Annotated in this window: 11 protein-coding genes; 6 read left to right on the top strand and 5 right to left on the bottom strand. The window is 71.4% G+C overall.

What is annotated here, in order from left to right; all coding sequences use genetic code 11:
• Window positions 1-38: 38 nt before the first annotated feature.
• On the bottom strand, window positions 39-2,300 hold the full coding sequence (gene glgX, locus ACIOWN_RS29725) for a glycogen debranching protein GlgX (protein ID WP_401983831.1): 2,262 nt from the start codon (window positions 2,298-2,300) through the stop codon (window positions 39-41).
• A gap of 462 nt (window positions 2,301-2,762) precedes the next feature.
• Here glgX and ACIOWN_RS29720 point away from each other — a divergent pair, with 462 nt between their 5' ends.
• Window positions 2,763-4,007, top strand: a complete 1,245-nt coding sequence (locus ACIOWN_RS29720) for an Ig-like domain-containing protein (protein WP_362354320.1) — start codon at window positions 2,763-2,765, stop codon at window positions 4,005-4,007.
• 88 nt (window positions 4,008-4,095) lie between these two features.
• Window positions 4,096-4,863: an enoyl-CoA hydratase-related protein gene (locus ACIOWN_RS29715; RefSeq protein WP_326804192.1), complete on the top strand. Its 768-nt coding sequence runs from the start codon at window positions 4,096-4,098 to the stop codon at window positions 4,861-4,863.
• Between the two features lie 31 nt (window positions 4,864-4,894).
• Here ACIOWN_RS29715 and ACIOWN_RS29710 read toward each other — a convergent pair whose 3' ends face one another.
• Window positions 4,895-6,097: a transposase gene (locus ACIOWN_RS29710; protein WP_362354341.1), complete on the bottom strand. Its 1,203-nt coding sequence runs from the start codon at window positions 6,095-6,097 to the stop codon at window positions 4,895-4,897.
• Window positions 6,098-6,628: 531 nt separating this feature from the next.
• Between ACIOWN_RS29710 and ACIOWN_RS29705 the strand changes: the two genes are divergently transcribed.
• The 4 genes from ACIOWN_RS29705 (at window position 6,629) to ACIOWN_RS29690 (ending at window position 10,299) form a co-directional block, all read left to right on the top strand.
• Window positions 6,629-7,132, top strand: a complete 504-nt coding sequence (locus ACIOWN_RS29705) for an ATP-binding protein (RefSeq protein WP_362354318.1) — start codon at window positions 6,629-6,631, stop codon at window positions 7,130-7,132.
• Window positions 7,133-7,212: 80 nt separating this feature from the next.
• Window positions 7,213-8,019: a polysaccharide deacetylase family protein gene (locus ACIOWN_RS29700; RefSeq protein ID WP_362354316.1), complete on the top strand. Its 807-nt coding sequence runs from the start codon at window positions 7,213-7,215 to the stop codon at window positions 8,017-8,019.
• The gene (locus ACIOWN_RS29695; protein ID WP_401983829.1) at window positions 8,019-9,206 is read left to right on the top strand and encodes a hypothetical protein; all 1,188 of its coding nucleotides are present in this window, start codon (window positions 8,019-8,021) and stop codon (window positions 9,204-9,206) included. The genes ACIOWN_RS29700 and ACIOWN_RS29695 overlap by 1 nt, the downstream gene beginning before the upstream one ends.
• 181 nt (window positions 9,207-9,387) lie before the next feature.
• The gene (locus ACIOWN_RS29690) at window positions 9,388-10,299 is read left to right on the top strand and encodes a MerR family transcriptional regulator (RefSeq protein WP_401983828.1); all 912 of its coding nucleotides are present in this window, start codon (window positions 9,388-9,390) and stop codon (window positions 10,297-10,299) included.
• Window positions 10,300-10,361: 62 nt separating this feature from the next.
• On the opposite strand, the gene ACIOWN_RS29685 is transcribed toward ACIOWN_RS29690, so the two are convergent.
• The 3 genes from ACIOWN_RS29685 to ACIOWN_RS29675 all read right to left on the bottom strand — a co-directional run bounded on the left by ACIOWN_RS29685 (window position 10,362) and on the right by ACIOWN_RS29675 (window position 14,616).
• Window positions 10,362-12,650: an N-acetylmuramoyl-L-alanine amidase gene (locus ACIOWN_RS29685; RefSeq protein WP_401983827.1), complete on the bottom strand. Its 2,289-nt coding sequence runs from the start codon at window positions 12,648-12,650 to the stop codon at window positions 10,362-10,364.
• Window positions 12,651-12,938: 288 nt separating this feature from the next.
• Window positions 12,939-13,493, bottom strand: a complete 555-nt coding sequence (locus ACIOWN_RS29680; RefSeq protein WP_362354307.1) for a glycoside hydrolase family 25 protein — start codon at window positions 13,491-13,493, stop codon at window positions 12,939-12,941.
• Between the two features lie 91 nt (window positions 13,494-13,584).
• The gene (locus ACIOWN_RS29675) at window positions 13,585-14,616 is read right to left on the bottom strand and encodes a phosphatidylinositol-specific phospholipase C domain-containing protein (protein ID WP_362354305.1); all 1,032 of its coding nucleotides are present in this window, start codon (window positions 14,614-14,616) and stop codon (window positions 13,585-13,587) included.
• Window positions 14,617-14,628: the final 12 nt, after the last annotated feature.

Raw genomic sequence — 14,628 nt, 5'->3', positions numbered from 1 at the left:
CAAGTCCTACGGCGGCCGGACCGTCGTCGACGGCGTCCCTAGTCCACGACCCTGAGCAGCAGTACGGACCTCGCCGGCACTCTGATCGCGGCGGCCGGGGCGTGTTCCTCGCCCGGCGTCCGCGTCTGGTCCTCCCGTGAGGTGTCCACCACCACCTCGTACCGCCGCGCCCACGGCGGCCCCGGCAGGACGAAGTCCACCGGGCGGTCCCCGGCGTGCAGCACCGCCAGGAAGCTGTCGTCGACGATCGGGGCACCGCGCTCGTCGCGGCCCGGGATGTCCCGGCCGGACAGGTACATCCCCAGGGTGGCCGCGGGGGCGTACCAGTCCTGCTCCGTCATCTCCGTGCCGCACGGGGTGAACCAGGCCAGGTCCCGCAGCCCGTCCGCCGAGTGCGCGCGCCCCGAGAAGAACGCGCGGCGGCGCAGCACCGGATGCCGGTGGCGCAACGCGATCAGACGGGCGGTCAGCTCCGACAACTCCCGCCAGCCGGGGTCCTCGAGCAGGCTCCAGTCCAGCCATCCCGTCTCGTTGTCCTGGCAGTAGGCGTTGTTGTTGCCGCCCTGGGTGCGCCCCAGCTCGTCGCCGGCGACCAGCATCGGCACACCCGTCGACAGCAGCAGGGTGGTCACGAGGTTGCGCAGCTGCCGGCGCCGCAGCGCCCGCACCCGCTCGTCGTCCGTCTCGCCCTCCGCCCCGCAGTTCCAGGACCGGTTGTCGTCGGTGCCGTCCCGGTTGCCCTCGTCGTTGGCCTCGTTGTGCTTGCGCTCGTAGGACACCAGGTCGCGCAGGGTGAAACCGTCGTGCGAGGTGACGAAGTTGACGGAGGCGTAGGGGCGGCGGCCGCCCCAGGCGTACAGGTCGCTGGAGCCGGACAGTCGGTAGCCCATCTCCCGCACGTCCGGCAGCGCGTGCCGCCAGAAGTCCCGCACCGTGTCGCGGTAGCGGTCGTTCCACTCCGTCCACAGCGGAGGGAAGGCGCCCACCTGGTAGCCGCCCGAGCCGACGTCCCACGGCTCGGCGATCAGCTTGACCCGGCGCAGCACGGGATCCTGCGCGATGACCGCGAGGAACGGCGAGAGCATGTCGACGTCGTGCATCGCGCGGGCCAGCGCGGCGGCGAGGTCGAAGCGGAAGCCGTCCACGCCCATCTCCGTCACCCAGTACCGCAGCGAGTCGGTGATCAGGCGCAGCACGTTGGGCTGGACCACGTGCAGGGTGTTGCCGCAGCCGGTGTAGTCGGCGTATCTGCGGGCGTCCGGCTGGAGGCGGTAGTAGCGCTGGTTGTCGACGCCCTTCAACGACAGTGTCGGGCCGTACTCGTTGGCCTCCGCCGTGTGGTTGTAGACCACGTCGAGGATCACCTCGATCCCGGCCGCGTGCAGGGCGCGCACCATCCGCTTGAACTCGCCCACCTGCGCTCCCGCGGTGCCGGAGGAGGCGTAGCCGGCGTGCGGGGCGAAGTAGCCGATCGAGTTGTAGCCCCAGTAGTTGCGCAGGCCGCGGCGCAGCAGATGGTCCTCGTGCGCGAACTGGTGCACCGGCAGCAGTTCCACCGCCGTCACGCCCAGCCTCACCAGGTGCTCGACCGCCGCCGGGTGGGCCAGACCCGCGTACGTCCCCCGCAGTTCCTGGGGGACCCCCGGGTGCAGCCTGGTGAAGCCCCGCACATGCAGTTCGTAGATCACCGAGTCCGCCCAGGGCGTGCCGGGGCGGCGGTCGTCGGACCAGTCGTCGTCATCGTGGACGACGACGCCCTTGGGCACGTACGGCGCAGAGTCCCGTTCGTCGCGCACGGTGTCCGCCACGTGCTGGTCCGGCCAGTCGCGTACGTGCCCGTAGACCTCCGGCGGCAGCCGGAACTCGCCGTCCACCGCGCGCGCGTACGGGTCGAGCAGCAACTTCGCCGGGTTCCAGCGGGCGCCCGTCCACGGGTCCCAACGGCCGTGCACGCGGTAGCCGTAGCGCTGCCCCGGCCGGATCCCGGGTATGAAACCGTGCCAGGTCTCGTGCGTCAGCTCGGTCAGCCGGACCCTCGTCTCCCTGGCGTCCGGGCCCGGACCGTCGAACAGGCACAGGTCGACCGCCTCCGCCCCGCCCGCCCACAGCGCGAAGCCGGTGCCGGCCGCCCCGTCCGGGCCCGCCCGGAAACGGGCGCCCAGCGGTGTCGGCGCACCCGGCCACACGGGCACGCCCGGCGGCGGCGCGGCCCGCCGCGCGCCGTTCACGGCGGCGGACGGCCGCCCCTCCCCGGTGGCGCGCCCGCCCGCCACCGCCTCCTGTTCGGCTGCGCTGGACACCAGGGCGGCCCCTTTATTCGGCTCTCTGCGGCTCTCTGCGACTCTGTGCGGCTCTCTGCGGCTCGTGCCCGCCTCCGGCCCCGCCCCCCTGCGGCTGACCCCCGGTCGCGGCTCCCCGTCGCGCGGGCCTCCCCACTGTTCTGCCCAGAGCTTGCCTCGCACTCACGTTTCCCGGGGGCACGACGGTCGTCGGGCGGCCCGTGAGGCACGTAACCGGGCGCACACGGCGCATGGGGGCCGCACCGGCCGCCGTACCGAGGGTTGGAGAAGGGCGGCGCGGTGAAGTGATCCGGTGGGGCCTGCTTCGAGACAAGAGGGTTGTTTCCGGCGGTCGTTGAAGTTGGGACGGAACAGTGACAATTGTCTGACATCTCGCCTCTGACCTTGTGGTTAATATGCGCCAGAGCGCGTACGGCGCGCTGGGGTACGGGTCGGGGGCCGGCCCGGGGAGGGGAGAAACAAGTGAACGTGCGGCCGATATCGGGGGCGTCGGTGGGCGCGCGGGGGCGACGGGGGAGCAAGGGGCTGCTCGCGCTGGCTTCCGGCGTGCTGCTCCTGGCCGTCACCGCCTGCGGCGGGGGCGACACCCAGGGCGCGGCATCCAGTACGGGGAAGAACAAGGAGGCCGAAAGCGCCCGCAGCGAGCAGTCGCAGGCGGTCGTGACCATCGCGCCCAAGAACGGCGCCGAGTCCGTCGACACCAGCGGCGCACTCAAGGTCGGCGCGAGCAAGGGCAAGCTCACCCAGGTCGACGTCAAGGACGGCAAGGGCACCGCGATAGCCGGGCGGATATCCGCCGACGGCACCTCGTGGACCCCGGACCTCCACCTGGCCGCCTCCACCAAATACACGGTGCACGCGGTCGCCAAGGACTCCGCGGGCCGTGAGGCGGCCGAGGACTCCAGCTTCACCACGCTGACGCCGCAGAACACCTTCGTCGGGCACTTCACGCCCGAGGACGGCTCCACCGTCGGCGTCGGAATGCCGTTCTCCCTCCGGTTCACCCGGGGCATCACGGCCCCGAAGGCCGTCGAGAAGGCGATCGAGATCAAGACCGAGCCGGCCGTCGACGTTTCCGGCCACTGGTTCGGCAACGACCGGCTCGACTTCCGGCCCGAGCACTACTGGAAGGCCGGCACCAAGGTCACCGTCAAGCTCAACTTCGACGGCGTCCAGGGCCGTCCCGGCGTCTACGGCAAGCAGACCAAGACGGTCTCCTTCACCATCGGCCGCAACCAGGTCTCCGTGGTCGACGCCAAGAAGCACACCATGAAGGTCATGCGGGAGGGCAAGGTGGTCAGGACCATCCCCATCACCGCGGGAGCGCCGGGTACCGCCACCTGGAACGGCCAGATGGTCATCACCGAGAAGCTCACGGTGACCCGCATGAACGGCGAGACGGTCGGGTTCGGCGGCGAGTACGACATCAAGGACGTCCCGCACGCCATGCGCCTGACCGACTCCGGCACCTTCATCCACGGCAACTACTGGGGCGGCGGCGCCTTCGGCAACTACAACGCCAGCCACGGCTGCGTCGGCCTGCGCGACGTGCGCGGCGGCTACGACAGCGGGGTGCCGGCCGCCTGGTTCTTCAACCGCTCGCTGATCGGCGACGTGGTCGTCGTGAAGAACTCCCAGGACCGCACCGTGGCCCCGGACAACGGCATGAACGGCTGGAACATGTCCTGGGAGGACTGGAAGGCCTGACCGTTCCTCCGACGCCTCCGCTACGGCCCCGCCCGGTGTGACCGACCGCACCGGGCGGGTTGTCGTTAGTGGACGTTAACCTGCCCTCATGACCGTATCTCTGGAAGTCGCCGAGGGCGTCGGCACGCTGCGCCTCGACCGCCCGCCCATGAACGCGCTCGACGTCGCGACGCAGGACCGGATCAGGGAGCTCGCCGAGGAGGCCACCCGCCGCGAGGACGTGCGCGCCGTGGTGATCTACGGCGGCGAGAAGGTGTTCGCGGCGGGCGCGGACATCAAGGAGATGCAGGTGATGGACCACGCGGCGATGGTCGTGCGGGCCCGCGCCCTGCAGGACTCCTTCACCGCCGTGGCCCGCATCCCCAAGCCGGTGGTCGCCGCGGTCACGGGCTACGCGCTGGGCGGCGGCTGCGAGCTCGCGCTCTGCGCGGACTACCGCATCGCCGCCGACAACGCCAAGCTCGGCCAGCCGGAGATCCTGCTCGGCCTGATCCCGGGCGCGGGCGGCACCCAGCGGCTGTCCCGGCTGATCGGCCCCTCCAAGGCCAAGGACCTCATCTTCACGGGCCGTCAGGTCAAGGCCGACGAGGCCCTCACCATCGGCCTGGTGGACCGCGTGGTGCCGGCCGCCGAGGTGTACGAGGCGGCGCACGCCTGGGCCGCCCGGCTCGCCCGGGGGCCCGCGATCGCGCTGCGCGCCGCCAAGGAGTCGGTCGACGCCGGCCTGGAGACGGACCTGGAGACCGGGCTCGCCATCGAGCGCAACTGGTTCGCGGGCCTGTTCGCCACGGAGGACCGCGAGCGCGGCATGCGCAGCTTCGTCGAGGAGGGCCCCGGCAAGGCGAAGTTCCTTTGACTGCTCCCTCCCCGATGGGGGGATTCCTGGCTCAGGCTGCCTCCTGGAGCGGCGCTCCTGGAGGTCTTGCGCCCTCGGCACCAGCCGGGTCCAGACCTGCCCGGACGAGCATCACGCGGGCGGAGTTCTTGTCCCTGGGACAGACGGCTCCGCACGCGGTGCAGGTGTAGGTGCGTTCTGACAGCGGCAGTGCGTGCTTGGTTCTCGCTCCGCAGCGCGCGCAGTCCATGGTGGTGTGCGCGGGATGCACCAGTCGCACATCCCGCGCGTGCTTGCGGCCCATCTCGATCAGGGCCTGCTTGGTGGCGCCGATCGCGGCATCGGCAGCCTTGCGGGCCATCGACGTCCTGGCGAGGAACTTGGGCCGGAAGTCCTCCACCGCGATCACGTCATGGTCGCGCACGACCTTCTTCGCCCACTTACGGGCGGTGTCCTGGCGCTGCCGGGCGATCTTCGCGTAGGTCTTCGCCCGCCACCTCTTCGCCTCCCGGTAGCCCTTCGACGCGGCCCGCCCCTTCTTCGGCCTGCGGCGGGCCATCATCCGGTCGTACCGGCCCAGCTTGGCCTGGGACTTCTGGCCGTGCTGCGGGTGGGGGAGGTCGTGGGCGTCGGAGGTGGTGGTGGCGGTCTCCCTCACTCCCCAGTCGATTCCGATCACCGTACCAGTCGGCGGGAGTGGCTGAAGCGGGGCGGGGACGACGAACGAGGCATACCAGTGGCCGAGATGGTCGCGGTAGACGCGCACCGAGGAGGGTTCGGCCGGGAGAGGACGGGACCACACCACGGTCAGGACGATCCCGCCCGCCAGGTGCAGGTGCCCGTCCTTGAGCCGGAAGCCGCGCCGGGTGCAGTTCAGCGTCGGATCGGCCCCGCGTTTCCTCTTGTGCCGGGGCATTCCCGCCCGCCGCTTCAGCGGCAGCCGGTCCTTGATGTCCTTGAGTGCCCTTGTACGGGATGCGGCGAAGTCGCGGATGATCTGCTGCTGCGGCACCGAGGCACCTGCGGCCAGCCACGGTGTCACCGCGCGGGCCCGGGTCAGCATCCGGTCCAGCCGCGCCGGACCGCACGCCTCACCCCTGGCGTGGGCTTTCCTGGAACGGGCCACGCACTCGTTCCAGAGCCACCGGCAGCGCCCCCACTCCCCTTCCAGCCCCGCCTGGGCCGTGGCCGACACCCGTAACCGGTACGTGTACCGGGCGTGCCCCGCCCTCTCGGTCTCCCGCACCGCCGCTATGCCCGTCACCCCCGATCACTCGGCACCCACCATGCGACCGTACGCACGACACCCGAACAGTCGCATCCCACTCCCGATGCGATCACCTCGACCAGCGCATGCCGGTACACGTGTTCGCGTTCGACCGGCTCCGCCGGGCAGACCGTCAGGGCGCCCCGCGCACCGTAATCCGGATGCGGTGGCACTCCGCGCCGCTGTCACAGGATGCGATTCCTATCCAGCGTGAACGCCGGGCCCTCCTCGCAACAGAGCAGGTGAATCCTCCCCCCGCGGCCTTGCAATTGACGTGACGTCTGATTCGGGCCCCTCGGCGGGCGGTTTGTGGCAGCCTTGAGCCAGCTTCAAGCCTGCCTTGCCGAGGGAGCCGGTCGATTGCCTCCAGCCGATCCGTCCGCCCAGGTCGACGGGGGTTTTGACGGACCCGAAGTGTCACCGGCGCCTGCCGTTCGCAAGCCGTGCGCGAAAGGCGCCCGAGGGGCGCATTCCGCCGGAACGACCCCGCCGGAGGCGCCGGACGGCCATGATGGGGGCATGTCGGGGCTGGAAGGCATCGGACAGCCGCGGGGACAGTCACGTGCGACCGCGGCGCGCTGGTCGCCCGCGGTCGAGGACGAACGGGCGCTCGAAGCGCTGGAGTCGCACGGCAACCCGACGGAGTGCGAGGTTCCGCTCCCGTCCCTCCCCGAGTCCGCCGCCATCGCCCGCAGGATCACCCAGGTCGTCGTCCTGCGCCAGTGGGGACTGTCCCCGAAACTGGCCGAGGACACCGTCCTGCTCGTCTCCGAACTCGTCGGGAACGCGGTGCGGCACACCGGCGCCCGCGTCTTCGGTCTGCGCATGCGCCGCCGCCGCGGCTGGCTCCGCGTCGAGGTCCGCGACCCCTCCCGGGGGCTGCCCTGTCTGATGCCCGTGCAGGAGCTGGACGTCAGCGGGCGCGGACTGTTCCTCGTCGACAAGCTGTCCGACCGCTGGGGCGTCGATCTGCTGCCGCGGGGCAAGACGACCTGGTTCGAGATGCGCGTGGCCGACCGCTGACCGCCGGCCGGTCGACTGACTGACGCTCATCTCGCGTCCATCCGTGTGAATCACCCGTTTTCCCGCCCTTCGCCTCTTAAATGGTGCGGGTGACCACGACCGACCGCCGCGGCGTGCTGCGGACCGGTGCCGGGCTCGTCGCCGGTGCCGGGCTCGCCGCCGGGTGCTCCTCCACCGGTGCCGCCCCCCACGCCGCCGCGTCCTCCGCCGCGTCCTCGGCCCCCTCCGCCGAGTCCCCGCCCGCCGCCACCCCGCGGGCCGCGCCCGCACCGCGCGCCTTCCCCCGGCAGCCCGCGCAGATCACCCACGGCCCGCGCGACCGGCCCCGCGTGGCCCTCACCTTCCACGGCCAGGGCGACCCCGAGACCGCCCGCGGCCTGCTCACCGCGGCCGAGGAGCACGGCGCGCGCCTCACCGTGCTCGCCGTCGGCACCTGGCTCGACCAGTATCCGCAGCTCGCCCGCCGGATCCTCGACGGCGGCCACGACCTCGGCAACCACACCCAGCGCCACGTGGCCGTCAACGACATGGCGGAGGCCGGCGCCCGCGCGGAGATCACCGGCTGCGCGGACCGGCTGAAGCGGCTCACCGGCTCGATCGGCACCTGGTTCCGCCCCTCGCGCGCCCCGACCGCCTCCCCGCTGGTCCAGCGGCTGGCCCGCGCGGCCGGGTACCCGCACGTGCTGTCCTACGACGTCGACTCACTCGACCACACCCGGCCCGGCGCCCAGGCCGTCACCCGCAAGGTCCTGGCGGAGGTACGGAGCGGATCCGTGGTGAGCCTGCACTTCGGGTACCCGGACACGGTCGCCGCCCTTCCCGACGTACTCAGAGAACTCGACCGCCGCGGCCTCCACGCGGTCACCACCACGGAGCTGCTGAGCTGATGTCACCCACTCGATTCGCCCGGGCCCTGACCGCCGGCGCCGCCTGCCTCGCGCTCACCGCGCTGTCCGCCTGCACCGGCGGGGGCTCGAAGAACCACGCCGACGAAGGCCTCGGCAGCAAGGAACCCGTACGGCCCGAACAGCAGCAGGCCGCCGACGTGCTGCCCGGCATGCCGCCGGTCCTCGACCCGGCCGACGTCTACGCCGCCGACCGCCCGGGCAAACTCTCCCCGGTCGTCAAGGACTTCCCGTCCCGCGTCTATGTCCCGAACACCAACTCCAACACCGTCACGGTCATCGACCCCGCGACGTACAAGGTCATCGAGACCATCCCGGTGGGCCACCAGCCCCAGCACGTCGTGCCGTCCTGGGACCTGAAGACGCTGTGGGTCAACAACGACCTCGGCAACTCCCTGACGCCCATCGACCCGAGGACCGGCAAGGCGGGCAAGCCGGTCGACGTGCACGACCCGTACAACCTCTACTTCACGCCCGACGGCAAGTACGCCGTCGTCATGGCCTCCAAGGACCACCAGCTCGTCTTCCGTGACGCGCACACCATGAAGACGGCCAAGGCCGTCCCGGTCACCTGCTCCGGAGTCAACCACGCCGACTTCTCCCTGGACGGCCGCTACTTCATCGTCTCCTGCGAGTTCAGCGGCGAACTGCTCAAGGTCGACACCGCGCGGATGGAGGTCGTCGGCCGGCAGAAGCTGGACGTCCGCGGCGCCATGCCGCAGGACGTGAAGATCTCGCCCGACGGCAAGAGGTTCTACGTCGCCGACATGGTGGCCAACGGGCTGTGGATCCTTGACGGCGACACCTTCGGCAAGCCGGACTTCCTGCCCACCGGCAAGGGCGCGCACGGTCTGTACGTCAGCCGCGACTCCCGCGAGATGTACGTCTCCAACCGCGGCGAGGGCACCATCTCCGTCTTCGACTTCGCCGAGGGCAGGCTGACCAAGAAGTGGCGCCTGCCGAACGGCGGAAGCCCCGACATGGGCGGCGTCTCCGCCGACGGCAAGGTGCTGTGGCTGTCGGGCCGCTACAACTCCGAGGTGTACGCCATCGACACCCGCACCGGCGCCCAACTGGCCCGCATCAAGGTCGGCAACGGCCCCCACGGCCTCGCGGTGTACCCCCAGCCGGGCCGCTACTCACTGGGCCACACGGGCGTCTTCCGCTGACCCGCGGCGGGTCGGCACCGGTCGCCATGGCCCGGACGCGCCATGGCCGGGTGACGATCCGCCGTCCGCCGCCGCGGAACCGGGATCGTGCCGCGCGTGATCACCACTCGTCCGCGGCGGCGGACCACACCCTCGCACTCGCCTTGAGTCTCCAGTCGCTGGAGGGTCCACACTCGCCGACATGACCGAAGACGGCACCGGCCTTCTCACCATCGGCGAGCTGGCTCGGATCACCGGACTGACCGTACGCACCATCCGCTACTGGTCGGACGAAGGCGCCCTGCCCCCGGTGGCCCGCTCGACGGGCGGCTACCGCCTCTACGACGCGGCCTCCGTCGCCCGCCTGGAGCTGATCCGCACCCTGCGCGAGCTGGGCCTCGGCCTGGCCGATGTGCGCGGGGTGCTCGCGGGGGAGCGGACGGTCGCGGAGGTCGCGGCGGCCCACGTGGCCGCGCTGGACGCGCAGATCCGCTCCCTGAAGGTGACCCGGGCGGTGCTGTCGACCGTGGCCCGGCGCGGCTCGAGTGCGGAGGAGATGACCCTGATGAACAAACTGGCCCGGCTGTCGGCGGCCGAACGCAGGCGGATCATGGAGGAGTTCGTGGAGGAGATGTTCCACGGCCTCGACACCGCCGATCCCGAGATCCGGGAACGTATGCGGCGCACCGCGATGGACCTGCCCGAGGACCCGACACCCGAGCAGGTCGACGCCTGGGTGGAGCTGGCGGAGCTGGTGCGGGACCCGGAGTTCCGGGCCCTGATGCGCAGCGCGGCCGAGTTCAACGCCTCCGACCGCGGCCACGAGACGCCCGCCGGGGCGTCCATGTGGTTCGCCAGGCGGCTCGTCCAGCTGACCGGCCAGGCCCTGGAACGCGGCCTGGCCCCGGAGGCACCCGAAGCCGGCGCGGTACTGGACGACCTCCTCGGCAACGCCGACCACGTGGCCGTCCTCGCACGCCTGGAGGCGTCCCACAACACCAGGCTCGCCCGCTACCGCGAGCTGCTGGCGACCCTGAAGGGCACGTCCGCTCCGACGTACGAGAGGGAGTTCGCCTGGGCGATCGCCGCTCTCCGCGCCCGCGTGAACTGCTGACCGCGGGGGCCGTACGGGCCCGGCGACGGTGTGGGGCGGCGCCGGGCACGTACGGGGTGGTGCTACTTGAGGTACACGATGCCGTCCGTGGTGACGGCGGGGCGGTCCGCGGTGCCGACGACCACGATCTTGATCGTGTGCTTCGCGCTGGTGGGCCAGTTCTTGGCCCAGATGGCGTCGCGGTACTTGGTCGTCGCCGACTTCAGGTCGACCCGGGCGGCCTTGGTGCCGTCGATGTAGATGTCGGCCTGCCCGGAGGTGCTCGCGCGGGAGACCAGCCAGGCCACGGAGCGGCCGGTGAAGGTCCAGGTCAGGGAGGCGTTCTTGGCCGAGCTGCCCAAGGACTGGCCGCCCAGGTAGCTGGCCGAGGACTTGCCCGCCCAGGTGCCGGTCTTCGTCGCGGCCGTCTCCTGGACGAGGACCGGGGTGCCGGACACCGCGGCCGTGCCGGTGTTGCCGGCCTGGTCGTACGCGGTCAGGGACCAGGTGGTCGCCGCACCGGACGTGGCGGTGAGGGCGGCGGTGGTCGCGGTCGGACCGTACGTGGCGGCGGCCGGGGCGGTGAGCCTGACCTCCTTCAGCGCGGTGTTGTCGGCCGCCTTCCAGCTCAGGGTGACCGGGACCGCGGTCGTGTTCACCGTCCCCGCGCGCAGCGCCAGGGCCGGCTTGGTGGGGAAGGTCGGTGCGGTGGTCTCCGCGACCACCGTGGCCGCCGCCGAGACGGCCGTCTTCCCGGACTGGTGGGTGGCGCGGACCTGCACCTGGTGGCTGCCGGGCGTCAGCGTGGCCTTGGCCGAGGTGGCGGTTCCGGCGGCCTTGGTCACCGGCTGTCCGTCGACGAGGATTTCGTACGCGCTGATCAGCGCGGACGGGGTGGTCGCCGTCCAGCTCACGGTGAGCGCGCCCTTGGTGTAGTACGTCGTGCCGGACAGGCCCGCACCGGTGACGGACTTGATCGCCAGCCCGGTGACGGGGCCGGCGGCCCAGGCACGGACGGTGGGGAGCTTGGCGTAGTACGCGTTGCCGGGGCACTGGGTATTGAAGCCGTCACGGTGCCCGTGAATGGCCGGCAGGCTCATCTTGGCGCCCTTGGCCCAGGTCTTGCGGGCGTAGTTGCTCCCGCTGTCACCGGCGGTGAGGGTCGCCGTGCCGGCGGGGTCCACGCCGTACTGCCCCAGCTTCCAGGCGGCGATCCGGGCGACCGAGGTCAGCGCCGCGTCGCTCGGGGCGACGTCGGTGTAGGTGCCGAGGATGGATATGCCGGTGGTCTCGGAGTTGAAGCCGTAGGCGTGGGCGCCCATCACCGGCAGGTCCACTCCGCCCTTGCGGCCCTCGTAGACCGTGCCGCACTTGTCGACGAGGAAGTTGTAGCCGAGGTCTTTCCACTTCAGCTGTTTGACGTGGTACGCGTAGATGCCGCGGACGACCGCGGGGGCGTCGGCGCAGGTGTAGTTGTTGCTCTCGGCCGTGTGGTGGACCACCACCGCCTTGACCTTGCCGCCGGGCAGGTAATCGGGCTGCTCGGGGCTGATCTTCTCGTCGGCGCCCCACCCGGCCCGCGACACGATCGCCGGCCGCGGCGCGGCGGACGGGGGAGCCTTGGGGCCGGTGGCACTGGGGCTGGGGGTTGTGGACGGGGGCGGGGAGGCCGGTGCGGAGGAACTCGGCACCTGGGCCGGCGGGGTGGACTCGGCCGGAATCCCGGACTCGACCGGCTCCGTGGTGGGATCGTCGCCGGCCGGTGTCTCCTCCGGCGGAGTGTCGGCCGGCTGGCCGGCCGTGGGGTCGGGCGACTCGGACGGATCGTCGGGCGCGTCGACGGCGTAGGCCGCCGGTTCCATCGCTCCCGTGCCGCCCGTGGCTGCCCTGCCCGGGTCGATCATGTCCAGGCGCAGCCCGGCGGGCAGCCGGTCGGACGTGCGTCCGCCCGCGGTGACCCGCACCTCCACGCCGTCGGAGGGGCCCACCCAGGCCGGTTCCGTGCCGCCGCGCTCGGCGGCCGCCTCGCCCTGACCGCCGCTGCCGTCCAGCCGCAGCCACTGCGACCACTGGCCGGACCCGGCCGCGCGGGTGCGGGCCTCGATCGTGCCGTCGACCCGCGCCGAGGGGTCGTTCCAGGTGATGCCGAGCATGCTGAACGGCTCGGTCCGCTCCTGCTTCAGAGCGGCACTGGTGCCGTGCTCGCTCGCCGTCAGCCCGGCCGTGCGGGCCTGGCTCGTGACGGGACCCTGCTTGCCGTCAGCGTCGCTGCCCTTGCCCGGCTGATCGGAGCCTGTGGTCAGTAAGAGCCCTCCGACGATCCCTGCCGTGGCGACGGCAGCCGTACCCCAGATGTAGCGAGGTCTACCCATAGCGGATCCGCGATGTCCTTCGTGAGGAGCGAGAGAAGTGGAGCCACCGCCCCCGGGGGCGGGACGACTCGCTCAGTAGACCCGCGGGACCCGTCCACGGTTGTGTGATCATGCCGGGCATTGCCGGTGACGCGCGTCACCCGGGCGGCACCGGGACGGAAATATCCGGCGCCGCTCCCGGGGTTCCGACTCACCTGCGGAAGCCGTGCCGGACACGAACCGGAGAGGCAGGGCGAGCAGGACATGAAGATCGGCGTCATCGGCACGGCACCGCATGGCGCTCCCGGCTCAGACGGCCGCCCACTGCCGCAGCGCGGTCGCGCCGGCGAAGTTCGCCACGTCCTTGTCCAGCGGGTCGTCGGTGTACTGGTGGAAGAGCCACTTCGCCTTGATCCGGGGCTCCCCGGCGGCGACGTAGTCGGCGATCCACAGGCCGTCGCCCGCGTAGGAGGTGGTGTCGATGTTGAGCCAGAAGTTCCTGTTCGTGTAGAGAACGACCCGGTTGTGCGGGCGCAGGGACTTGACCGCGCGGATGAACGCGTCCTTCTCCGCGTTGGTCGCGTGCGTGCCCTCGCCGGTCGTCTCCCAGTCGACGGCGAGGATGTCGCCTGCCTTCTCGGGCGCCTGCGAGACGAAGTACTCCGCCTGCGCGGTGATGTTGCCGGGCCACAGGAAGTGGTAGAAGCCGACCACGAGACCGGCGTCACGGCCGTGCTTGGTCTGGGCACTGAGCTTGGAGTTGACGTACGTGCGGCCCTCCGTCGCCTTGATGAAGACGAAGGAGAGGCCGCTCGTGCCGTAGGTGGAGGACTGGTAGGCGCTCACATCGATGCCGTGCAGCATGCGCACTCCCTGAAGGTGCCGTGGGGGAGGAGTCGTTGGTCGGTTTCTGCCCCACAACTGGTACGGGCGATCCCTCCAGGGCGTCCGAACATCAGCTCCGGGGAGCCACCGAACCCAGTACGGCGGCCGACTTGGCCGACCAGTCCGAGGTGATCAGGCTGGCGTGCTGCCCGGCCAGGAGGGACAGACGGGCGGCCACCTCCGCGTCCGTGGGGTCGGTCGAGGAGATCGCCGGGGCGACCTGGGCCGCGTCCGTCGTGATCAGGATGTAGTGGTTCTGGGAGTAGAAGGACGTGTCGTAGCCCTTGGTGGCGTAGGTCGCCGCGTCACCGTCGAAGAACACGAACCAGGGGCGGATCGAGGCGTCGTAGCGGCTCGCGCGCGGGTCGCCGGCGGCGGCGCCGAGGACGGCGGGGAACGCCTGGGCGGAGGCGATGTTCCCGGCCGCGTACAGGTCGCGCAGGTGGTCACCGTACTCCTGGTCGGTCCAGTAGTGGTCGAAGGGGTTGGCCTGCTCCACGGTGCCGGGGATCAGCTCGAAGAGGACCTTGCCGGTCAGGGCGTTCCGGGACGGCCAGGCGTCGGCCCTGGCGGCCGCGTCGAGCGACGCGTGCTTCCCGTCCAGCAGGTCGGACGGCTTGTAGACCATGTCGCCGAGCTTCTGCCGCACCAGGGTGTCGAACGCGGCGGGCCCGAGTCCGAGAGTGGCGTTGAAGCCGTTCTTCATCTCCATCTTGAAGACGATGGGCCGGTGGTCGGGGTGGAGCTGGTGCCAGGCGGCGATGTTGTCCAGGCAGCTCCCGAGGTCCTGGTCGCGGCTCTTGCCGTACAGCTCGCCGGGGGTCTTCGCGGCCTCGCAGTTGTTGTTGTTGCCCAGCGGATTGCTGTGGCTGACCCGCCAGCGCCGGGTCAGCGGGTCGGTGTAGACGTCGATCTCGAGCAGCGAGGCCCCGGAGTCCAGCGCCTGCGCGAAGTAGGTGTACTTGGCCTTCTCGTACGCGTTGTGCGTACCGATCGCCGTCGTACCGGCGAACGTCGGCTCCGCCGCGCGGGCGTTGCCCGGGACCGCCGTCAGGAGCGCCACCGCACCCAGTAAGCCCGCCAGTCTTCTCGTCCCGCTCATGACCAACTCCCC

Origin of the sequence: Streptomyces sp. NPDC087787 (genome assembly GCF_044743035.1) — a bacterium.
Lineage (GTDB): Bacteria > Actinomycetota > Actinomycetes > Streptomycetales > Streptomycetaceae > Streptomyces.
Note: the sequence above shows the minus strand (reverse complement) of the source record. Positions and strands in the feature narration are given on the sequence as shown.